Source organism: Flavitalea sp. (genome assembly GCF_035489435.1).
GTDB lineage: Bacteria > Bacteroidota > Bacteroidia > Chitinophagales > Chitinophagaceae > DATHKG01.
Window position 1 is genome coordinate 1 of the sequence record NZ_DATHKG010000118.1, and the last position, 24,027, is coordinate 24,027.

Here is a 24,027-nt window from a genome sequence, read left to right on the forward strand (position 1 = left end):
TTTGGTTTCATGGATGAAAAACTTACGCTTGAACAGATCCAGACGGCTATCGACGGAATCGTTGAAAAGTACCGCTCTGAATTTTACCCTTTTGAAGTAAGGGAAAGCGGTGGTGGACTTCAATTTCTTACCAAGAAAGAATATCATAAGACAGTTGCCCAGCTTAATGGAGAAAAGTTTTTAAAACGCTTATCGACAGCTGCGCTTGAAACCTTATCGATCATAGCTTATAAGCAACCTGTAACCAAGGGTGAAATCGAAGCTATCAGGGGTGTAAGCAGTGATTATGCTATTCAGCGCCTTCTTGAAAAAGAACTGGTTGTGATCACGGGCAGAAATGAAAAGATGCCTGGTCATCCATTGGTTTATGCTACGTCCAAATCATTTATGGATTATTTCGGGATCAATTCCGCGGATGATCTGCCTAAGCTTAAAGAAATTTTTGATGAAGCAATGGTCAGTCCTACCATTATGGACGGCGGACAGGGAGTCAATCTTACCGATGATTCTGACCAGGAAAGTTCCGGGACAAATGAATTACTCGCTGTAACACAAAGCGGCGAACTCACCACAGCCAGGATCAATAAAGATGCAGATAAAAGAATTTCAGATCCAACACAAGATTCCGGCCGTAATGCTGACAACACTGGTGTTGATTCAGGCGAAGAGATAGATTTTGATTCAGACGAAGAATCAGATGTTGATTTAGTCGAAGAATCGGGTGTTGAATCAGGCGATGAATCAGGCGTTGAGTCAGTTGGTGAATCGAGCGATGAAATGAGGTTGGATTATGAAAAGCTAAAGAATGATGAATCAGTCGAAAAAAATGATGAGTTTGAAATCGAAATAGGAGAGACCGAAGTATCTGAGACAAAAGTAGCAGAAACAGAAGTAACTGAAACTGAAGTAGCTGAAGTTGAATTGAGTGGAATTGATTTGAACGAAGTCAACGAAGATAGAGCAATTGGGGAAGAGGATGATGACCTGGTAGACGAAATCGAAGTCGTAGAAGAAGGGGATGATGACCTGGTAGAGAAAGTCGAAGTTAATGATGATACTAATGATGAACTTGAAGAAGAAGTTCAAGTTGACGAAGGTGGTGATGATGACCTGGCACAAGGAGTCGAAGTTGATGGAGAATTGATTGATGACTTAGAAGAGGAAGTTGCAGTTGTAATATCTGATGATGAAGAGTTAGAAGAAGATGTTGAAACCGATGAGGATGATGAGGACAGTGATAACGAGATTTATGCTGAGACAACTGAAGAAGAAGATCTGAATGACGAAGATGATAAAGGAAAGAATTCCGAAGTTGGCGGAGTTGGTCCAGATGATGAAGATGACGAGGATAAAGTTGACGATGATGACGATGATGACGATGATGAAGATGATGAAGATGATGAAGATGACGATGATGATGACGAAGATGATGAGCAAAAAAAACAGCCCCGGACTGACCATTGATCCGTAAAGTGATAAGACGATTATTCAACCAGCAATGAACGCAACAGAAATACAGGAAGTTAACATTTCTACACAGTCCGGCCCCGGATCTGAAATCTTGATCGAAGTGGCACGTAAATTCGGTAGCCCCGTATATATCTATCATGCTGAGACAATAAAGGCCCAGTATGAAAAATTAACCAAAGCGTTTGCTGATGCCCCTGCTACCTTTTTTTATGCAAGTAAAGCATTGACCAATCTCAATGTGCTCAGGTATATCCGTAGCATCGGATGTAATATTGACTGCAGTTCTGTCAATGAAGTTCAGATCGCGTTAAAAGCCGGGTTTGAACCCGCAAATATCCTGTACACTTCTAATAATATTGCCTTCGAAGAAATTGAGCAGGCGGCAGGTTACGGTGTTAATATCAATATTGATAGTCTTTCAAATCTCAAAAAGTTTGGTCAGAAGTTTGGCCATTCTTATCCCGTCGGTATTCGTCTGCGTCCAAATATCATGGCAGGTGGAAACCTCAAAATTTCTACCGGCCACCAGGATAGTAAGTTTGGAATACCTATAGATCAGCTTGACCTTGTCCAGGACCTGGTCCGGGAACATAATATATTTATTAACGGTCTTCATATACACACCGGAAGTGAGATACAGGATGTGGAAGTGTTTATGAAAGGTATTGAGCTGTTATACAGGCTGAGCGAAAGTTTTCCTGAGCTGCGGTTCCTCGACCTCGGCGGCGGTTTTAAAGTTGCCTATAAAGAAGGGGATAAAGGAACAGATATTTATTTACTTGGTAAGAAAATTACCGAAGCACACAAGGCTTACGAGGCAAAATCAGGCAGAAAGCTTGAGCTCTGGTTCGAACCAGGGAAATTCATCGTAAGTGACAGTGGTTATTTTGTGTGCCGTGTAAATGTGATAAAAACGACCTCCGTAAAAGAATTTGTAGGCGTCGATACCGGATTAAATCATCTTATCCGCCCAATGTTTTATGATGCCTATCATAAAATCGCAAACCTCTCAAATCCTGCAGGTAAACTGAAACCTTATACCATTGTCGGTAATATCTGCGAGACAGATACATTCGCCACTGATAGAATGATTAATGAAATCCGCGAAGGCGATTATCTCGTATTTTATAATGCCGGTGCTTACGGTTTCGAAATGGCCTCAAATTATAATGCCCGTTTTAAACCGGCAGAAGTACTTATCGAAAATAATGAAGCAAGATTAATCAGGTCCCGCGATACGTTGGATGACCTGTTGCGCAATCAGATTGTATAAACCTTATCACTGCAAGCCTTACTTCAACAATCTTATCACTGCAAGTTTTACTTCAACAATCTTATCTCCGTAATCGTTAATTATTAATCTGGCATCCTACAGACTCGTTATTTTACATAAGGTAGTATTTCAAGAGTTCATTTTCCACAAGGTCATTTTCCCCACAATTATTCTAAATAGCGCAGTTCTGCACAGTCATCATATATGGCCTCTTCCTCCACTATCGTGATCGACAAAATATTATCCTATTAGTTTACCTTCCACTCATTGTCATCCTACACGTTGTTATCGTGTTCAATATCAACCTATACATTGTCATCGTATACGTTGTCATTTACTCATTGTTATCGTACTCATTGTCATTATGTACAATCGATATCTAAACAATAGCCGTTTACAATGTCGTTGTCGCTCATTCTCCGGAACTGGTGTTATATCCAATGGATAACGCAGTGTGACTGTATCGGGTTGTTAAACAAAAATAAAAATCATCATCGCAGGCTTTTTAAACTGATTCTTTAAATTTTTTAAATATTTTTTAAATTCTTTCAAATTAATTAAACGGGGAAGATGTTCTACGAACATTAATTATTGCGTGCTATTTTGGAACTAATACACAACTTTATGCTTTATGAAATCAATAAAATTGTTGGCAGGCTAAATCTATGCCAGCATAAAATGTAACGTAAATCAACAGTTGTAGTATATCCTTCAAGCATCTTAAAAATCTGCAAGAGCATATCCATCGTATGTGAAGAGGTGCCTTCGTAACAGTTCCATACAATATTTATCACTAATCTTTTTAATTGCAGTTTTATGCCAACAAACAATTCTCCCCAACAAAGCCAATTGGCTGCCAGTGAAGGCCGGATACAGTCTGTATCTCGTCGTAAATTTTTAATCTTTGCCGGTGCCTCCGCCGGAGTGATGGCTGTAGCAGCCTCATGTAATAAAGATGATGACAACAGCAATATGAACTCAGGTGTTGATCTCGGGAAAGACGATATCGGAATCCTCAACTATGCATATGCGTTAGAACAACTTGAAGCCGCCTTTTATACCCAGGTGATATTGACTCCTTTTTCTGGCATGACTGATGGGGAAAAAGCATTGCTCTCGGATATCCGTGATCATGAAGTTGCTCACCGTGAATTTTTTAAGAATGCATTAGCGGCAAACGCGATTCCAGGACTTGAAGTAGACTTCTCCTCTATTGATTTCACAAAACGTGATAGTGTACTTGGCACTGCCAAAGCATTTGAAGATCTGGGTGTTTCCGCTTATAATGGTGCGGGTAAACTTATTAAACTTGCTGACTACCTGGTAATAGCAGGTAAAATTGTGTCTGTGGAAGCCCGGCATGCCGCCTATATCCGCGACCTGACCAGCAATGGGTCATTCGCTGACAGTACTGTAGTTGATGCAATGGGGCTCGACAAATCCAGGATGCCAATGGAGGTTTTAAGCATTGCAGCTCCCTACATCAAAACAAAAATAAACGCATCGAATTTGCCAACCTCTTAAATTAATAATCATGAATTTTAATAACGTATTTAACGAAATAGAAAAGGTAGATGCCGATGTGTATGACCGTTTCGACACCCGCAGAACGGCAATGAAAAATTTTGCAAGGTTTAGTGGTAAACTCGCTTTAACAGCCATTCCCCTTGCTCTTGGATCGATGTTTAAAAAAGCTTATGCCGGAACTACTGGTACACTTGAAACTGCCGTTGAAATTCTCAATTACGCACTTACACTTGAATATCTGGAATCCGAGTTCTATATAATGGGACTGGCGCAGGCACCAATCCCCGCAGGAGCTGCCCGTGGTGCTATTGAAATAATTAGTAAACATGAATCTGCTCACGTTGTTTTCCTTACCAATGCTATTAAGGCTGCTGGTGGGACCCCAGGTGCAAAACCGGCTTTTGATTTTACAGCGGGCGGTGCATTTGCCAACGTCTTCACCAGTTATCCAACATTCCTGGCTGTTGCCCAGGTTTTTGAAGATACAGGTGTTCGCGCTTATAAGGGCAGAGCGGCTGAACTGGTTAAAGGTGGCGACCTGTTAACTGCAGCTTTAAATATTCATTCAGTAGAAGCAAGACATGCGGCTCATATCCGTTCTATGCGTAAAGCCAACAACTTTGGTGATGCAAAACCATGGATAACCGGAAAAGATACAACAGGCATAGGTTCAGCAGTGCAGGCAAGTTATAATGGGGAAGAAAATACTATCCAGGCTAACATTCAAATTACAAATATTAATGGAATGGCTATCACTGCTAATGCAGCTTCTGAAGCATTTGACGAAGGCCTTAGCAAAGATGCAGTACTTGCCATTGTAAAGCCATTTATCAAGGCATAACATACAAGGCAAAACGCAAAGTTTAATACAGTTATTAGTGCACAATACACTTATGAATGCACAATACACTTATGAATACACAATACACTCATAAATGCATAAAGAATTTATTAAAACATAAAACAATTATAAAAGTGTAATAAAGATTGACTCCGACGCAGGATTATCTTTGGGGTCTTACGAAAGTAAGGCCTCTTTTCTTATGTGTAGATCTGAAATTTAATTTACATTTAGAGTCCTGTCTTTAGCAGAGCTAAGTTTAAAGGAAAACTTAAATATGGTAGCAAATGAGCAATTTATTAAGCTTATGAATCACCCGGTTAAATTCCGCTTATTCCTGCTGTCAAAGCTTCCCAGTGCCTATTTTTCAGGGTTGAAGATCAGATCAATGAATGCGGACCAATGTACAGCAACTATTCCTTATAAATGGTTCTCTCAAAATCCCTTTCGATCAACATATTTCGCCTGTCTCGCAATGGCAGGGGAGATGACCACCGGATCCCTGGCTATGGCATATGTTTATAAACATAAGCCATCAGTGTCGATGCTTGTGGTAAAACTGGAAGCGAACTATTTCAAAAAGGCAGATGGCCTCACGTCCTTCACCTGTAGCGATGGTGCGCAGTTAAAAGATCATATTCAACGGGCAGTCGATTCAGGTGAACCTGTCAGCTTCACCGCAAAATCCACAGGTCTCAATCAAAAGGGCGAACTTGTCGCAGAATTTTTTATTACCTGGTCGTTCAAAAGAAAATCGGCCTGAGGTCACTATCTAACAGTCATGTATATATGAAGTTATCTTTTCACGGTGCTGCACAAACCGTTACCGGTTCAAAGCATCTGCTTGCTTTAAAAAACGGTAAAAAATATTTACTTGATTGCGGACTGTTCCAGGGTATGGGTCGGGATACAGATAGCATGAACCGGGAATGGGGTTTCGACCCGGCCACTGTTACCCATCTGATTTTATCGCATGCTCATATTGATCATAGCGGACTTATTCCAAAACTCGTAAAGGACGGATTTAACGGTAAGATTTTCTCGACCCATGGTACACGTGACCTGGCCGGTATACTGTTGGAAGACTCTGCCCGAATACAGGAAAGTGATATAAAATACAGTAATAAAAGCCGCAAGTTGAAAGGGCTACCCCTTCTGGAACCACTATATAGCACTGAAAATACGAGGCAGGCTATTGAATTATTCGAATCAGTTGATTATGGTGCCTGGCACAGGATCGATGAAAATGTTTCCGTGCTTTTTACAGATGCCGGGCACATAATCGGCAGTGCTGCAGTTCACGTGCAGGTAAATGAAGATGGCCGTCAGACAAATATAACCTTCAGCGGAGACGTGGGAAGGTATCGTGATATTATCCTTCGCTCACCCCAGGCATTTCCACAGGCGGATTATATATTGCTGGAGTCAACTTATGGCGACTCATTACATGATATGTTTGCCGCAACACCGGATGTGTTGCTTAACTGGATACAAAAGACCTGTGTGCAGCAAAAAGGTAAACTCATTATGCCGGCTTTTAGCGTCGGTCGCACGCAGGAACTGTTGTTTGCATTGAATCAACTCGAACTTGAAGGCACGTTGCCATCTTTGAATTATTATGTAGATAGTCCGCTGAGTCTCGAGGCCACGGCAGTAGTGAAAAAATATCCCGGATACTTTAATAGCACTATTCAGAAATTACTACTGACCGATAGCGATCCCTTTGGCTTTAGCGGTCTCCGTTTTGTTACAGACGTGGAAGAGTCAAAGATGCTCAACTATCTGAATGAACCTTGTGTTATCATCTCATCCAGCGGCATGGCCGAAGCCGGCAGAGTAAAACATCATATAAGTAATAACATAGAAAACAGCCATAACACCATTCTCTTTACGGGATATTGCGAACCAAGGTCATTGGGTGGAAAATTGTTGGCTGGTGCGAAAGAGGTTGGCATCTTCGGTGTGACCCACGAGGTTCATGCTGAAATCGGTTCAATCCGGAGCATGAGTGCACATGGAGATTACGAAGATCTCCTGGAATTCATTTCAGGGCAAGACCCTTCAAAAGTTAAGACCTTGTTCCTTGTCCATGGTGAACCGGATGTGCAACAGCAGTTCAGGAAAAGGATACTAAATAAAGGCTTTAAGGATGTACAGATACCGGCGCGTCATTCGGAAGTCATCTTATCATAACAGGAGTCAACTTATGATAATTGAAGTCATCTTGCCATAATAGATGTGATTTTATCATGGTATTGAACAAATCTCTTGCTACCTGCTTTTAGCTGATTCAGCGTCAGGCTGGCTATGAAACTGTCAACAATCTGACCTTAAGATTGCAAATGCTGGCTCGGTTTTGTTCATTTCTATACAAACAAGCGCAGACATGAATAAAAAATAAACAAGCTCAGGTTTGAATAAAAGATAAAAGCTGTCCTGTGGGGCAGCTTTTCACATTCTTTGGATCATAATCTTTTTTGAGTCAAATTTTCATCGATAGGCCTGGGGTTTTGGGATTTTGATCTGGTTAACAATTGAATGGATCTGATTTTTTTGTAGGATAGGATTTTTGGTTTTTCAGGATTAGGGTTTGAGTTTTTCGAAGGATAGTAGGTTGGTTTTTTAGGATTGGTTTGGTTTCATTCGAAGGATGTCAGATTTTGGTTTTTCAGGATTAGGGTTTAAGTTTTTCGAAGGATAATCGATGCTGGTTTTAATAAGGATGATTGGTTTTGGTTTCTAAGGACCTGGATTGTTTTTGGTATTTCTAAGGATTGGAAAAGAGTACGATCAGGGTGGATATTCAAGGGATCAATTGGATGACTCTTCAAAGATGTAAATTTGAATTCAGGACTCATAGTTAATTCGACGGACGGCTGTTTTTCATCGATTTTTGAACGATTTCGTAAGATTTCCCCGGTTGGTAGAGCATCATTATGCAACAGTTCTGTTTCATTCCTTCGCTCCGTTGGAAGCAGGATGGTGCCTTTTCGCGTCTGTGTCCCGTGCTTAGTTTCATTCTTTATGCCGGTGGCTGCTATTGTCTCCGGGCAGCTTTTTGTGCCCTGATCAGCTTTGTGAGGTATGCTTCCAGTGGTAGTAGCAGTTGGGCCCGCACGTGCGGGATGCAGTAACTCTCCCGTACGTACGGGAGTACGAAGGCCGCTCAAAGGCACCATCCCGCTCCCAACTTACTCATACATTTGGGAGATATTCGACCAGTCATCACAAGTGTTACTAGTCCATTATTGCTGGTTTCATAGTTTGATCTATTGCCGGTATCCTCAAAGCATCATCCATAGCGCCAATCACTTTTATTAGAATAAATCAATGGGCTAAAGTTCTGGATCTGCATTTGTCTGCAGCGCTCACCTTCAACTATAGTGGTAAAACCCTAACTAGTGAAACTGCAACCAGCGCGGTTTGTAACCTTGAAACGCTTTAACGTTGCAATCAGATGATCAGCCATTCTTATTATCTGCTTGTATCATTGGTAAGGTCCGGTAATTACGTTGCTGGCGAATTGAGGGCGGTGTTGTTCAAACACAGATAAAGAAAAGAAAAAATAGAAATGTCAATAGCTGAATGTCTGCATCTGAATTGTTGAAGTATAATTCGACAGATGTAATTCGACAGATGTAATTCGCCAGGTGTAATTCAGAGAATCGTAATTCAGATAAGCCTATTCGAATAATTGCCATTGCGACCATTGCCATTGCGATAAATGCAACGCCGATAAAAGCAACGTCGATAACTGTGCTGATAATGGAATGCGGAAACTGCAATGCTGATAATTGCAATAAGTGAATGTGGAATTTTGTTGTGCTGGTCGCATATCCCCTTAAGTGATCGAGGTTGGAACGTGCAGGATGGGCCTGAGGTTGGTTTGATTAGCCGCCTTCGATTCCTGCCCGGAGTTACTGAAGCCGATCAGGGCCCAATACCAGCTACCACAGAAAGACTAGCTAAAAAAGCCGATCAGGGCACTAAAAGCTGACCGGAGACAACAGCAACTACTGGCATAAAGAGACAAACTAAGCAGGAATCACAGCGGCAAATCAAACCAAGCGAAAGGCCCATCCGGCGGAGCGAAGAACCGAGTGAACACCCTGAACGGGCATAATCAGCGATTCAAAATTCAGGCAGGCATAAAAATCCTGGCAGGTATAAAATTGAAAAACCGGACCTCCAATGAGCCCGGTTCCGATAAGTTGAAATCTCGTGGTTTGAATGATAAACCTAGTAGTTTATCATTTAGTTTTCATAGAGTACGGACTTCCTACTTATTTCAGTCGGATTTTGACTTTTCCAGATTAACCGTCGCTAGTGCGTTTAGAATATTGTTGATTTTGTTATTCCGAGAGGAATGATGATTTGAAGTTTGAAATTGTTTGGGTTCAGGGTTTAAGGGTTAGGTCAGGGTAGGGATTAAAAACATTTCAAACTTCAAATCTTCACGCCTGTCTGATGATGTAAAGATGCGAACAGGATTGAAGTATCTGAAGTTTATTAGCCGGTTGGAATTTTTATGCCGGTGAATGGATCAGTTTTGCCGTTGAACCCCTGTATCCGGTGTTCAGATGATGTTTAACCGCTTCATTACTTCCGGCTTATGTGCTTTGCTTACCGGGATTTCATTACCCTTTATATAAAGGTCATTCTCGCGTATATCATCAATTTTGCTGATGTTGATAATATAAGAGCGGTGTACCTTCATAAAACTTTCCTTATTAACCTTGTCTTCCAGGTTCTTGATGGTATTATGTGTTACGTACTTTTTATCTGTAGTCACAAACTTCACATAGTCACCCATACTTTCAATATAAAGTATGTCATCATTGTTCAATCTTACCAGTTTGCCTTCGGTCTTAATAAATATATGATCAATGCTCACCGTGGCGGGGGTACTGTCAGCATGCGCAGTTACTTTTTGAAGAGATTCGATGAAACGCTGATATGTAAATGGTTTTTTCAGGAAGTCAGTTACATTATATTCAAAGGCATCGTAGGCATATTCAGGCTTGGAGGTGGTAAGAATCACCTTTGGCGAATATGCGATCTGGTCGAGCAGATCGAAGCCTGTAGCGCCAGGCATTTCCACATCAAGAAATAACAAATCAACAGAATGCTCATTAAGATAAGCCAAAGCATCGCTTACATTAGGGAAATGGGCTTTCACTTCCACCTGTCCGCTTTTCTCGCAACACTTTTTCAGGAAATCGGCAGCAACCTGGAGATCTTCCACTATGATACAGCTAAGGCTCATGATTAGTTATTATGGGCTTTTAATTTTTCAATTTCTTGTTGAATGATGTTGCAACATTCACCCAGCGATATGATAAGTGTCTCGTATTTATCTGCCAGTGCTTCTGTTGAACTTACAGAAAGACAATTATCTTCAAATTGCTGGCATAGTGCTTCAGTATCGCGAAGCCCCGCAAAACCAAATGCAGGCTTGATTTTATGAACCTGTTTCCGGAGACTCTCAAGATCCCGGTTGGTGAAAGCCTTTTTTACGATCTCAATATCAGGGATCAGCTGACCAAGGGTAGTTGCAAACACTTCACTAATGTACGGATAGTCTTCTTCGTACATCGAAATAATGAAATCCCGGTCGATTTTGGGATTAAAATTGAATGACATAAATCAAGAATTGGTTTACTAAGAAAATACTTACACCTATTTTACGTTATCACGTACCAGCGTACACCTGTTGAGCTGGTTCCGTTCCTAATCCATTAACTCTATGAAAGCGAAATTATTATATCTGGGATGGTCAATTTACCGTGATATAATTTATTCCGGTCTTGACGACAACATCTCCAGGGATCAGCGGAAGAAGATCATCCGGCTGAACCAGTTTGTTATACTGGCTTTACTCGTAAATTTCCTACAGGTAATATCGTATTTCTACAATAAACTTTATATCAGTGCGCTGATAAACATTACTTCAGCCTATTTTTTCCTGCTTGCTTTTTATTTTAGTTCAAGGCGGCAGCTTGAGATTGCCAGGATAATCTGTGTTGTAAATGTTAACCTTTACCTGATAGTAATAAGCTATGTTGAAGGCCTGCGGGCCGGGGAATACCTGTTCTTTTTTCCCTACTTTCTTGCTCTCACCTTTGTAGTAAGTATGCGCAGAAATTTTGGCGAATTGCTGCTCATTTATTCAATTACAGTTTTTTCCGCGCTTATCTGCCTCAAGGTAAGTCCATATACAAATAATGTACAGGCGATTAACGAATTCCTTTACCTGCGTCTTTCAAGAAGCAGTCTTATTATTTCCATGCTGGTGACCATCATATTTTCCTATGCTATCCTGCGGGTGAATAACGATAATGAACTTGCGATCTACCAGGAGAAGAGATTTGGTGATACCATTTTCAATACATCACTGGATGGTGTGTTCATCATTTTCAGTCAGTCAAATATTATTGCAAACTGTAATCAGAGGGCCCTTGAGTTATTTGAAGTGGCCAATAGCCGTGATATAGAAGGAACGCATATTGATAATTGGTTTGATGAAGATCATATAGCAAAATTCACTTCTATTGAACAGTCGGTAAACGCTGATGCACGAAACTGGCAGGGGGAGCTTTCATTTACCACCATTGCCGGTCGCAGGTTTTATGGTTATGTAAGCGTTGTTCCTTTCATACATAAAGATATACGATATACCAAAATCAGTATCCTGGATATCTCCCAGGTTAAGATGACAGGTTTCGAGCTGATGAAGGCAAAAGAAAAAGCCGAAGTAGCCGCCAAGGCAAAGTCAAGGTTCCTTTCGAATATGAGCCACGAACTCCGTACACCGCTCAATGGCATCATTGGGGCTTCTAATCTTTTGTTAAGTGAAGAACATCTGCCGTCACAAAGACAGCAGTTAAATATTCTTAAGTTTTCCTCTGAACATATGATGATGTTAATAAACGACATCCTTGACTACTCAAAAATTGAAGCAGGAAAACTGCACCTGGCAGAAGCACCGGTGAACATGAAGGAATTTGTTCAGAAGATCGCCTCACAATTTGAGGGTCAGGTGAAATCAAGAGGTCTGGAATTTGTGATCGATATCGACAATAAACTTGACCAGGAACTAATCACCGACGAAACACGTCTGAACCAGGTACTGAGCAATCTTCTTTCCAATGCTATTAAATTCACAGCTTCAGGCAAAGTCACCCTGGCAGCGCGTCAATTGTTTGCCTCAAGTACCAAGGCGTCAATACAATTCATTGTCAGAGATACAGGAATTGGGATATCGAAAAATAAGCACAAAGAAATTTTTGAAAGTTTTACCCAGGCTGAATTTGATACTACGCGCAAATATGGCGGAACGGGCCTTGGGTTGGCTATTACACGCAAACTTGTAACAAAATTCAATAGTGATCTTTTCCTGGAAAGTGAGGAAGGCAAGGGAAGTACTTTCCATTTTACAATGGAACTTAAGATTAATGAAAACCGGCGTTTATATATCAGTGAGGGTAAATCACGTGAGTTGATTCCGATGCCCGGAACCCGGATACTGATAGCTGAGGATAACCCTGTGAACATGTCTATCGCCAAGCGTTTTCTAAACAAATGGGGAATAGAAGTAGGAGAAGCTACCAACGGCCGCGAAGCTGTTGATCTGTTCCGCTCGGGCAATTATCATTTGCTCCTGATCGATCTGGAAATGCCGGAGATGGATGGAGCCACAGCACTGAGAGAGATTCGTAAAATTGATCCCTCAGTCCCGGCTATTGCGTTTACTGCTGCTGTTTATGATAATATGCAGGTAGATCTGCTCAGGAAAGGCTTTGTCGACTTCGTTCCAAAACCATTCAGACCTGAAGACCTTCATGGTAAAATATCGGTGCTGCTCATGGAAAAAAGAGCTTGAGTAAATTTCAGGTCTTCGTCTATTCTTTTATATTTTCGGTTAGCTTTGCACAGCCTTTTTGGGCTTCAATTGCACCAGAATATGAAAAGACTTACGATCCTTTGTTTTCTTGCGACTTACATTCAATTTGTTTTTGCCCAGGAATTACCCATCAATCCCATATTGTTAAAACAACAATGGAAATCTTCGTGGATAACCTGTCCTGATGCTCCACAGAGGGATTATGGTATTTATCATTTCAGGAAATCATTTTCCTTAAACACAAAACCAGGTCAATTTATCATTCATGTAACGGCTGATAATCGCTACCGTTTGTTTGTGAATGGTAAATCAGTTTGCAGCGGACCAGCAAGGGGTGATTTGTATAATTGGTATTTTGAAACCATAGACATCGCGCCATTCTTGCAGGCAGGAGAGAATCTGCTTGCCGCTGTGGTCTGGAATATGGGTACAGATGCCCCGGTTGCTCAAATCTCAAACCAGACAGGTCTCGTGGTACAGGGCAATGGTCCGGCTGAAGAATTAGTAAATACAAATAACAAATGGAAGGTAATGCAGAACCCTTCTTATTCCCCATGTTCTCAGGATAATGGGTCGCGCCTGCGTACATATATGGTGATAGGTCCCGGTGATGAAGTTGATGGTTCTAAGTATCCCTGGGGTTGGGAACAACTACAATATGATGATAGCAAATGGAAAACTGCCAGGCAGATAACAAGTCCGGTCACAGCTGGTTATGGTACGGATAATATCTGGACGCTTAAGCCACGTAATATCCCACTGATGGAGGAAAAACTCCAGAGAATAGATTTGGTGAGAAGAACCACTGGAATGGAAAACGAAAATCAATCAAAACTAATTTCAACTTATACAAACAGTATAAAATCCGGGAAAGAACCAATTACAATTCCTGCAAATAAAAAAGTTTCTATTCTACTTGATCAGTCGTTTAATACAGTTGCTTATCCCGAGCTGATCTTAACCGGAGGCAAAGGTTCATCAGTTACATTAACCTATGCTGAAGCCTTATTTAAAGGCCGGGTAAAAGGTCATCGCGATTCAATAGAAGGAAAGGAACTGATCGGCAATTTTGATATTTTTAAGACTGATGGTGGAAACAAGCGATTGTTCAGGCCATTATGGTTAAGAACATACCGTTATATCCAGGTAGACATTGTTACAGGTAATGAACCGCTTGTAATAGATGATTTGTACGGTATGTATACGGGTTATCCATTCAAAGAGGTTGCAACTTTCACAAGTAATGATCAATCATTAAAGGAGATCTGGGATGTTGGCTGGAGAACGGCAAGATTATGTGCCGGTGAAACTTACTACGACTGTCCATACTATGAACAACTGCAGTATGAGGGTGATACGCGTATTCAATCATTGATCTCTTTATATGTTACAGGCGATGATCGATTGATGCGAAAAGCTTTGCTCGATTTCTTTCATTCGCGCGTGCCCGAAGGACTCACACAGGGCCGCTATCCAAGTAACCGCCTGCAGGTGATACCACCTTTTTCGTTGTATTGGGTTACGATGATCCATGATTACTGGATGCATCGTAAAGACGCTAAATTCCTCGAGCAATTCCTGGTTGGTGTGCAGGGTGTGCTTGACTGGTACGAAAAAAATATTGACAGCAGCAAGTCTATGCTCGGGCCGATGAAATGGTGGGGATTCACAGATTGGAACAGAGCTTTCCCTAATGGAGTACCCGATGGTGCAACTGATGGAAACTCTGCTGTAATTTCTCTTCAATTTGTTTATACTTTAAAACAGGCTGCAGAATTTTTTGATTATTATGGTAAGAAAAATGAGGCTTCCCATTATCGTTCTCTTGCTGATAAGATTTCCAAAGCTGTGTATCAACAATGTTTTGATGCCGGGAAAGGTGTGATGGCTAACACTCCTATGAAGAACACGTTCAGCCAGCATGCAAGCATTATGGGTGTAATTACAGGTTCCGTACCTGTTGATAAAATGAAGGCAGTGATGAATAAGGTTCTTACCGACACTTCACTTAGCCAGGCAACTTTTTATTATAGGTTTTACCTGACGATAGCTTTAAAAAAGGCTGGTTTATCCCAGCTGTATTATGAACAGTTAAAGCCCTGGCGCGACATGCTTTCTGTAGGATTAACAACATTTGCAGAAAATCCCGATCCCACAAGGAGCGATTGCCATGCCTGGAGTGCTAGTCCTAATTATGATTTCTTTGCTACCATATGCGGAATTGTTCCCGATGCACCTGGTTTCAAAAAAATACTTATTTCACCTTCCCCAGGCAAATTGAATAATGTGGTTGCTACTATGCCACACCCTGATGGTTTAATATCGGTGGATTTAACAAGGCAAAACAAAGACGGCCTGAAAGGAAGCGTGACATTGCCTTCAGGAACCACTGGCAGATTTGTCTGGAACGGCAAGGAAATCAATCTCAAGGCCGGCAAACAACAGGTAAATTTCAATTAGGTAAATATCAATCCAAGTAGCTATCAAATCGGGTAGCTATCAATACAAGTAGGTATCAATTCAAGTAAATATTAATTCAGGCAGCTATCAATTCAGGTAGATATCAATTCAGGTTGGTATCAATGCAGCCAGGGTAGGCCTGTCAATCACTCAATATTTTATACAGGATACAAGTATCCGTGTGGATCAGCCCATGTGCTGATCATATATTTGTTTTTTATAAAGGTCAAAAACAATATGCACGGATGAAAATAGTATTCTGGATCGCAACCATCTTAGTTTCCATTGGCAACCTGTATTCAATCCAGGGATTCATCAATGTTTATTATAAGAACTATAACGGAGGTCCTGAATCTTCATCCGGATCTATAAAATACGTGATGTTTGTCGGCCTTGCTATTCTGATTTCAGGTCTTATCTTTTATTTCGCTGGTCATTTGAAGATTGCAACATTTATCATGGCGCTGCCTGTCTGCCTGATGATTCTTTATGTGCTTGTGATGATGTTACCATATCTTTTTGGAGGAAGGATGAATTAGAGTTGTCATTGTTTCAAGTGTTAAATTTGGTCATAAAACCATTTTTATGATCCGGAACCTTCGTGTTTTTGTTGCTCTTTTAATGCTTGTGTTTGGTTGTTGCATGCAACTAAGTGCCAACCTGGCTGATACTATAAATCCAGTGATCAGGGGCGATTTTGCCGATCCTTCGGTTATACGTATTGGCAATAAATATTACGCGGCTGGCACGTCATCCGAATGGGCACCACATTTCCCGGTCTATGTTTCGAGCGATCTTTTGAACTGGAAGCAGGTGGCACATATATTTCCGGAGAAACAGCCATGGATGCTTTCTTCATTCTGGGCACCCGAGTTATATTACCATAATAACAAGGTCTTTGCGTATTATACAGTTCGTGATACAAATGGTATATCCTGTATTGGAGTTGCAACGGCGGACAATCCTGAATCAGGTTTTACGGATCATGGAGTTTTGATCAGAACAGGGAAAGAAGCAATTGATGCTTTTGTGTTCGATGATTCGGGGCAGTTATATATTACATGGAAGGCATATGGTCTCGACAAACGTCCCATCGAATTGCTTTCTTCAAAACTTTCTGATGATGGTCTCAAACTCATTGGTGAACCGGTTTCGATCAAAATAGACTCGTCACGCAAAGGACTTGAGGGCCAGTCAATGATAAAACGAAATGATTACTATTACCTGTTTTACTCAGCAGGGAGTTGCTGCGGTGTTCCATGCGATTATAACCTCAGGGTTAGCAGGTCAAAATCTGTTACAGGGCCGTTCGAAGATTATTCGGGAAATCCTGTCTTACACGAGAGTGGACAATGGATGTGTACTGGGCATGGTACACCAGTACTTCAACCGGATGGAAAATGGTTTTTTCTGTTTCATGGATACGAAAAGGAATTCAATGTTTATACTGGCAGGCAGGCGCTGATTTCTGAAATATCATGGGATGATACAAATGGATGGCCATCTTTCAGGCAGCCCGGATCTGCTTCCACAAAAGCAAAGGGCGAGTGGACAGATGATTTCGATGATAAAAAATTATCACTGCAATGGTCCTGGGATTTCAGACATAGCGACCTGGTAGCAAATAATGATCATGGCTTTCTCAGTTTATCAGGTAATGTAAAACAAGGGAACCGGAGTGGTACTGTACTATGTGTGAGGACAACCGTTCCTGAATACGAAATAAGTACAGAGGTATCGAATCTAAATGGTGCATTGAAAGGATTGGTTCTTTATGGCGATGACAACAGCAATGCCGGGATAGGGGTGAAGGGAAATGATCTTGTTATCTGGTCAAATAATAACAATAAAAAGGAAATCTTGAAAACAATCAAATTAACATCTGCGAAGTCAATCAGGTTGAAAATGGCTGTTACCTACGGACGCATTCTTAAATTTTTCTATTCTACCGATGGTAAGAAATGGACCCAGGTGCCGACAGGGGTAAATGGTATAGATGGGTTGGATGTATCGTATACAAAACAATGGGATCGCGCGCCCCGGCCGGGTTTGATTCACCAGGGAAAGCAATCGGAACCTGCTCGTTTTTCATGGTGTAAAATCTCCAATAATTGAACAGTATACAGCATTCTGATTTACATGGATAAAGTTGCGAATAACAAGTTGATATATGAAGTTTTGAAATATATCAACTGCCAATAAATCAGACGCAACAGCGTTTTGATACCTGATATTAGCCTCTAAATAATAATTGTTCATGGCAAAAATAGAACGCGACGACATATACGTCATCAGCCGTCATAGTGATTTAAGAAAATCGGAAATCCATGCGTTATTGCAACAGCATGTTTACACGAATGCTGCCTCCTGGAAGAAATTTCTCCGGATATTTTTTATGGCACTTGGTGTTGGTTTTCTGGTCGCCGGCATTATCATGTTTTTTGCCTATAACTGGGACTCACTTGGAAAGTTTTCGAAGATTGGATTAATAGAAATCCTGATTGTTATTACAGTTTCGCTGGTCCTGCTTACTAAATTAAAGCAGGATATTAAGAACATTTGTCTCACTGGTGCTTCGGTTCTTGTGGGTGTTTTGTTTGCTGTGTTCGGACAGATTTACCAGACTGGCGCAAATGCCTATGATTTTTTCCTTGGATGGACCATTTCCATAACGCTCTGGGTATTCGTAGCAGGGTTTGGCCCGCTTTGGTTAATTTACCTGTTACTTATAAATACAACAGTTGTTTTATATTCGGAGCAGGTAGCGGGTAATTGGAGTACGGCATTCGTATACACTTTGATTTTTGCTATCAATCTTTTTGCCTTAGTCATATTTGTATTGTTATCAGAATCAAGACGATTGTTGAAGATGCCGTCTTGGTTTGTCAAAACCCTTGCACTGGCAACAGTTGCCTGCACCACCATCGGAATCACGGCGGGGATATTTGGAGGTCCAGATCCTGCTTTTTATGTGCTGATTTTACTGACTATTATCAGTTATGGTGCGGGCATTCTGTATTCGCTCAAAAAGAAGCGTGCATTTTTTCTTTCCATTATCCCTTTTAGTTTAGTTATTATTATCTCAGACCTGTTGCTCAATCTTGGCTCTGACGCCAGTATGTTTTTTATCACTTTCCTGTTTGTAATTATCAGCGTCACCCTAATCATACGAAACCTGATTTCACTACAAAAAAAATGGGCAGTTGAATAAGATAAATATCATCATACATACGCTCTATTTGCTGAAGAGTTCAGCCAACAGGACCCCGGCAATAGATGAAGAAAAAATTCTAAGTGAATACCAGGAGGCAAACACGGGCAAATCAGGAATTGCTATCAAGGCACTCTCTGTTTTTGGTGGGATTGCTGCCAGCCTTTTTTTTCTCGCATTCTTATTTCTTGCAGGATTATATGAGTCCGAAACGGGTATGCTTATTTTTGGTTTAATATTTATTGCCGCGTCAATTATAGTAAACAGCCGGTTTGATAATATTATAGTCGATACGGCAAGTATATCATTTTACCTGATTGGTTTCTTTTTGTTGGGTGTGGGACTCGGATCCATACATGTAAACGAGAACATGATTTGCCTGATATTTGTCGCCGTTGCTTTGCTTACGCTGATTATCATTCAAAACTATATTTTTTCATTTATCTCCCTGTTGATCATTAATGGCAGTCTGTTCGCATTGATCATATTTTCCTTTTCCAATAATATGATTCATTTATTGCTCACAATGCAGGTGATTGCAATTGTTTATTTATTCCTGCATGAATCTGCTTTTATTTCAGCTAGCCCGAAAATATCAAAGCTTTACCAGCCAATCCGGACGGGTATGGTGCTTTCTTTTCTTTGCGGACTTGTGCTAATAGCCAGGAAGGATTTATTCTCCACAGGGTCATATTATTTATTGGCAACCTCCATTGTCATCATAATTGCGCTGCTGTATGTTGCCTTTCATTTGCTGGTTGTACTAAACGTTACAAAGCCCAACGATAAGATCCTTGTTTATGGAATTGCTACATTGATGTTCATTCCCACAATCATGGCTCCCGCTATATCGGGCTGCTTGCTGGTTATCCTGCTAAGTTTTTTTGTCCGGCACCGGGGCGGCTTTATACTGGGCATCGGAGCATTAATCTATTTTATCTGCCAGTATTATTATGATCTTGAGTATAGCCTGCTGCAGAAATCGTATTTCCTGATTGGAAGCGGAATTTTATTCGTCCTTATTTATCTGGTGACCATAAAAAAATTAGTGACAAATGCAAAAACTTAGGTGGATTATCATTTTGTTGAACTGTGTAGTGTTGCTTTTTTTCTTTAACAGATCAGTGTTAAGTAAGGAATCTTTATTAAAAGATGGAAAACTAATTCTGCTTGAATTAGCACCGGTAGATCCAAGATCACTTATGCAGGGTGACTATATGCAACTGAGATACGCCATAACCCAGGGTATAAATGCTGACAGTGTGATCCCAAGAGGATTTGTCGTGGTAAAACTCCGACCAAACGGAGTGGCTGACCGCATAAGAATTCAACCAAATAAATCACCGCTTATTGCCGGTGAATATGCCATCCGTTATACCGCCGGGCCATGGAGCCTCAATCTCGGAGCAGAATCGTTTTTCTTCCAGGAAGGCGATGCTGACAAATACGCAATGGCAAAATATGGTGGCCTGAAATCCGATGAAAAAGGCGAAACGGTTCTTATTGGTTTATTTGACGAGCATTTGAAACAAATACACTGAAGAGAAATATGAATTATGAATTATGAGTTATGAAATTTAGTGGTGAGTTGTGAGTAATGAATGATTTAAGCGAAGGGGTCAATAAATTTAACCTGCAGAATTATGAAATATGAGTAATTAAAATTATTTTGATCGCAGTTTTCCAACTTTTTGCACACAATTAATATTGCAGAAACTTATCACTCATAACTCACTCATCACTCATCACTCATAATTCATATCTGTATTAATGCCTATCTTCTTTCGCTTGCTGTTCGCTTTCCTTTGCTTGACCTGTTTTTCTGCTTCAGCCCAGCAACCAACTCCCAAAACACTTTTGTGGCGAATCAGCGGCCAGGGTTTGAAAAAACCTTCTTACCTGTTTGGCACCATGCATTTGAATGATAAACGCCTTTTTCGTTTCAGTGATTCGGTTTATGCTGCCATTGAAAAATCTGAGGGGTTGGCAATCGAGGTTAATCCTGACGAGATGGGTGTTTACTATGTAAACAAGATGTTTGACGAACTGGAGAACAAAAAAAAGTTACAGGACCTGCTTACGGAAGAAGAGTTCGAACCATACCGGAAGGGACTTTCTAAGAAGTTTAAGAAACCGGCCAGTGAAATCACTACAGATGAAATTGTACAGGAGCGAAATCGTTGGATGAACGATTATATGGCCAAAGGTGAGATGCCAACATTTGTTGATGCCTATCTGTACAATATCGCCCGGCGTCAAGGTAAGTGGCTCGGTGGAATAGAGGACCTAAGTGACCAGGTTGGTTTGATGGAAGACATGGTCGATAAATCTGATCTCGACTATTTGTTGCTGGACAACAAAAAGAAGATAAACAAAACCGGTAAGTCGGTAATGGAAACAATGATCGATACCTATACACGGGAGGATCTGGATGGGATCAACGAAATCTCGAATCAGGGTAGTGCTGATTTTAAAGACCAGTTGCTAATCAGGAGAAATGTGAAAATGGCTCGTCGCATCGATAGCCTGGTAAATATTCGCACGATGTTTCTCGCGATAGGTGCTGCACATTTGTCAGGTGATAGTGGAGTAATTGATCTTTTAACACGACGGGGCTTCAAGGTAGAACCTGTAATGTCAAACAAAAAGATCGATGCTTCAAAATACACTTTCAAAGAAGTGCATCTTCCCTGGCAGGAAGTGTCTGATGTAAATAATCTTTACAAGATATTAATGCCCGGTAACCCGGCATCTGTCCGTTTGCAGAGCCTGGTCGACATGAAATTCCACCTGGACCTGTTTACTATGTCGACCTATGCTACCATGGCAGTTGTTTATCCACAACAAAACTTCAACAAAGACAGCGTTGCAAAGCAGATGGCCACCTATATGTTCAAGGGGCGTAAATTAAAAACCGGCAGAAGAATCAGTATTGGAAATGCAACCGGGCAGGAGTTCATCGAAAAGGTGAGCAATCAGAATTTGAGGGTGCAAATTCTAATGGATGAGCGTGTTGTATACGTAGCGATGATGACGGGTAACAAAAGCGAGCAGCTTGCGGGTGTTGACGCCAATAAATTCTTCAGTTCATTTTTTATTCCTGAAAACCATGTCATTCCTGGTCAGGATACCAGTTTCATTTTTTCAGATACTATAATGGGTATCAGCCTTAAAGCGTCTTCCAAAATTGAATACAACAAACAATATAGCCGCACCGAAAATGGATGGCACATATCCGGATTTGCTGGAGTGGATCTGAGCAAAGGCATTTATTCAATGCTTTTTTCACAGGAAGTGCTGCCTGGTCATTTTATTGAAAGCGATAGCCTGATAGAAGCAGAACTCTATGAAAAGATGGGATCTCAATACCGGGTGATTGATTCACAGAGCGTTTGGCTTGATGGAAAAAGAATGCTGCAGGTTACGGGTGAAAACTTAATACAAAAGGGATTGTATAGTCGCACTGTTGGTGGCATTAATGGCAACCGGAATATCCTCTTGATGATGATCGCTGATTCAGCAAACATCTATGGAGAAGCAGGTCGAAACCTTTTTGGATCATTGAAGTTTTTACAACAACCTGAATTCCGTTGGAAAACCTTTGCTGAAGCTGATAATAATTTCAGTACCTGGGCTCCGGCATCCTTCAGACTTAGCGGGCAGGAGGTGAGTAATCTCCAATGGCTCGCCTATGACACCATGACTTCCACTTCCTATACCGTGTTGCCTGATACGCTTAGTATTTATGACTGGGCAAAATCCGATTCAGGTTTCTGGAGAGCGCAGGTTAATACTCAGTTAGCTGGCGGCCAGTTAATCACGGAGAAAGAAGTTACCAATGCCGGCAGCAAAGGTCGTGAGATACTAATGCGAAAAAATGGGAGTGGTAATATCGTTTACAGGGTCAGGATACTATTAAATGGTGATAAGGTTTATAAACTAATTGTAACGGGTACCCGTGAGTTTGTGTACGAACCAAACATAAATAAGTTCTTTGAAGGTTTTAAGTTTGGCTCGCTGGCATCGAACCAGCAATTTCACCTGGAATCAAAAGCCATTACGCTGATCAGGGACCTTGACGATGGCGATTCTACAACACGCGTCAAAGCTTACAACAAGCTTGAGGCTGCTCCTTTTTTGAACTCAGATTTGCAACTGCTGCATGGTGCCGTTTTCAAGACATATCGTTACCCTTATGGCACTGATACAGGTATGTCAGTTAATCACGAAATAGCGGATAGGATTGTGGTACTTAATACCCCGGCGTCAATAGATTTTTTTACGAAGAAATATAATTCCTCAACTAACCAGGAACATAAAGTACTTGTTTTGAATAGTCTTGCAGAAATGAAAAGCATTGAATCTTTCAAGGCTATGATTGGGTTAATGAAACAATCTTCCCTGACTATTAATCCCGGCCTTCAGTTTGTAAAGCCACTGAAAGATACCATCTGGTTAACGGCAGCATTTTATCCAGAACTCAAGCAGTTTATAAGGGATACTGTTTTCGGGGCAGCGATATCGATGGTCGCGCTACATTTGCTTGACAGCAATATTATTGTAAAAAGTGAGATCATTAAAAATGAAGCTGATTTTCTTTTTATTGCTGATTTTTTAAATCATCCAACAAAGTTTTATGAGGATGATGCAGATTACCGTCTTTATGATGTTGCTGCATTACTGGGAAAACTCAACACAGAGAAGTCGAACAAAAAGCTCACTGAGTTGCTGTCTGTAAAAGATAAATATCTTTCAAAAGATGTGATCGAATTGCTGCTGAAAAATGGTCAGCAGGTTGGTGCAGTCTATATCAATAAACTTGCAGCTGACAAAGAAATACGTGTCTCTCTGTACGAGATGCTGAGTTTGGCCGGTAAACAATCATTATTTCCTTCGAAATATCTTAACCAGGGAGCTTTTGCCGAGTCTCTCGCTTTCAATAGTGGGATGGACGATTATTCACCGACCTCACTAAGGTTTATTGAAAAACGAAAGGAAACTATCAACGGCAAAACCCTGACATTTTATCTCTACAAAATGGGATTTGGTGAAAATGACGAATTCTATCTGGCCATGGCCGGTGGTTACGATTCTTCAAAATCCCTGGAGCCCGCTTTGCAACTTACAAACGTATATTGGACTGAACCTTTTGATCAGAAAAAGATTAAGCTCCAATTTATAGAACTAATAAAAACCGTAGATGAGTGAGGTGGTGAGTGGTAAGTGGTGAGTGAAGTTTTTGAGTTGTGAGTTATGGATATTACTGTATGTGTGAGGAGGTAGGTGAGCGGTGGTAGACAATGACGGAGTTAAAAGCCGGGAATTATCTTATTTTCGCAGCT

Annotated in this window: 16 protein-coding genes; 14 read left to right on the forward strand and 2 right to left on the reverse strand. The window is 40.9% G+C overall.

Features of this window, described 5'->3' with window-relative positions:
• The 6 genes from scpB to VK664_RS19010 all read left to right on the forward strand — a co-directional run.
• Nucleotides 1-1,464 (forward strand): SMC-Scp complex subunit ScpB (gene scpB / locus VK664_RS18985; protein ID WP_461400275.1); only part of this gene is annotated, 1,464 nt, incomplete at its 5' end.
• A gap of 34 nt (nt 1,465-1,498) precedes the next feature.
• The gene (gene lysA, locus VK664_RS18990) at nt 1,499-2,743 is read left to right on the forward strand and encodes a diaminopimelate decarboxylase (RefSeq protein WP_461400276.1); all 1,245 of its coding nucleotides are present in this window, start codon (nt 1,499-1,501) and stop codon (nt 2,741-2,743) included.
• An 816-nt stretch (nt 2,744-3,559) separates the two neighbouring features.
• Nucleotides 3,560-4,267 (forward strand): ferritin-like domain-containing protein, encoded by a 708-nt coding sequence (locus tag VK664_RS18995; RefSeq protein WP_461400277.1) that lies wholly within the window; start codon nt 3,560-3,562, stop codon nt 4,265-4,267.
• Between the two features lie 10 nt (nt 4,268-4,277).
• Nucleotides 4,278-5,111: a ferritin-like domain-containing protein gene (locus VK664_RS19000; RefSeq protein ID WP_461400278.1), complete on the forward strand. Its 834-nt coding sequence runs from the start codon at nt 4,278-4,280 to the stop codon at nt 5,109-5,111.
• A gap of 307 nt (nt 5,112-5,418) precedes the next feature.
• Complete coding sequence (locus VK664_RS19005; protein WP_461400279.1) at nt 5,419-5,874, forward strand: DUF4442 domain-containing protein; 456 nt, start codon at nt 5,419-5,421, stop codon at nt 5,872-5,874.
• A gap of 26 nt (nt 5,875-5,900) precedes the next feature.
• Nucleotides 5,901-7,304, forward strand: a complete 1,404-nt coding sequence (locus tag VK664_RS19010; RefSeq protein ID WP_461400280.1) for an MBL fold metallo-hydrolase RNA specificity domain-containing protein — start codon at nt 5,901-5,903, stop codon at nt 7,302-7,304.
• Nucleotides 7,305-9,687: 2,383 nt separating this feature from the next.
• Here the strand turns inward: VK664_RS19010 and VK664_RS19015 are convergent.
• Both VK664_RS19015 and VK664_RS19020 read right to left on the reverse strand, forming a co-directional pair.
• On the reverse strand, nt 9,688-10,377 hold the full coding sequence (locus tag VK664_RS19015) for a LytR/AlgR family response regulator transcription factor (RefSeq protein WP_461400281.1): 690 nt from the start codon (nt 10,375-10,377) through the stop codon (nt 9,688-9,690).
• A 2-nt stretch (nt 10,378-10,379) separates the two neighbouring features.
• Nucleotides 10,380-10,754: an Hpt domain-containing protein gene (locus VK664_RS19020; protein WP_461400282.1), complete on the reverse strand. Its 375-nt coding sequence runs from the start codon at nt 10,752-10,754 to the stop codon at nt 10,380-10,382.
• Nucleotides 10,755-10,857: 103 nt separating this feature from the next.
• Here VK664_RS19020 and VK664_RS19025 point away from each other — a divergent pair, with 103 nt between their 5' ends.
• From VK664_RS19025 to VK664_RS19060, 8 genes are all read left to right on the forward strand, one after another.
• The gene (locus VK664_RS19025; RefSeq protein WP_461400283.1) at nt 10,858-12,993 is read left to right on the forward strand and encodes a hybrid sensor histidine kinase/response regulator; all 2,136 of its coding nucleotides are present in this window, start codon (nt 10,858-10,860) and stop codon (nt 12,991-12,993) included.
• A gap of 81 nt (nt 12,994-13,074) precedes the next feature.
• A complete protein-coding gene (locus VK664_RS19030; protein WP_461400284.1) occupies nt 13,075-15,474 on the forward strand; it encodes an alpha-L-rhamnosidase-related protein in 2,400 nt (799 codons plus the stop codon).
• Between the two features lie 245 nt (nt 15,475-15,719).
• A complete protein-coding gene (locus VK664_RS19035) occupies nt 15,720-16,013 on the forward strand; it encodes a hypothetical protein (protein ID WP_461400285.1) in 294 nt (97 codons plus the stop codon).
• A 46-nt stretch (nt 16,014-16,059) separates the two neighbouring features.
• Entirely contained in the window at nt 16,060-17,589 is a 1,530-nt protein-coding gene (locus VK664_RS19040; protein ID WP_461400286.1) for a family 43 glycosylhydrolase, read from the forward strand.
• A 142-nt stretch (nt 17,590-17,731) separates the two neighbouring features.
• Nucleotides 17,732-18,685: a DUF2157 domain-containing protein gene (locus tag VK664_RS19045; RefSeq protein ID WP_461400287.1), complete on the forward strand. Its 954-nt coding sequence runs from the start codon at nt 17,732-17,734 to the stop codon at nt 18,683-18,685.
• The gene (locus VK664_RS19050; protein ID WP_461400288.1) at nt 18,678-19,754 is read left to right on the forward strand and encodes a DUF4401 domain-containing protein; all 1,077 of its coding nucleotides are present in this window, start codon (nt 18,678-18,680) and stop codon (nt 19,752-19,754) included. Before VK664_RS19045 ends, VK664_RS19050 begins: the two co-directional genes overlap by 8 nt.
• Nucleotides 19,741-20,226, forward strand: coding sequence for a GDYXXLXY domain-containing protein (locus VK664_RS19055; protein WP_461400289.1), 486 nt, complete (start codon nt 19,741-19,743; stop codon nt 20,224-20,226). The genes VK664_RS19050 and VK664_RS19055 overlap by 14 nt, the downstream gene beginning before the upstream one ends.
• A 229-nt stretch (nt 20,227-20,455) precedes the next feature.
• On the forward strand, nt 20,456-23,893 hold the full coding sequence (locus VK664_RS19060; protein WP_461400290.1) for a TraB/GumN family protein: 3,438 nt from the start codon (nt 20,456-20,458) through the stop codon (nt 23,891-23,893).
• The last annotated feature ends 134 nt before the right edge of the window (nt 23,894-24,027 follow it).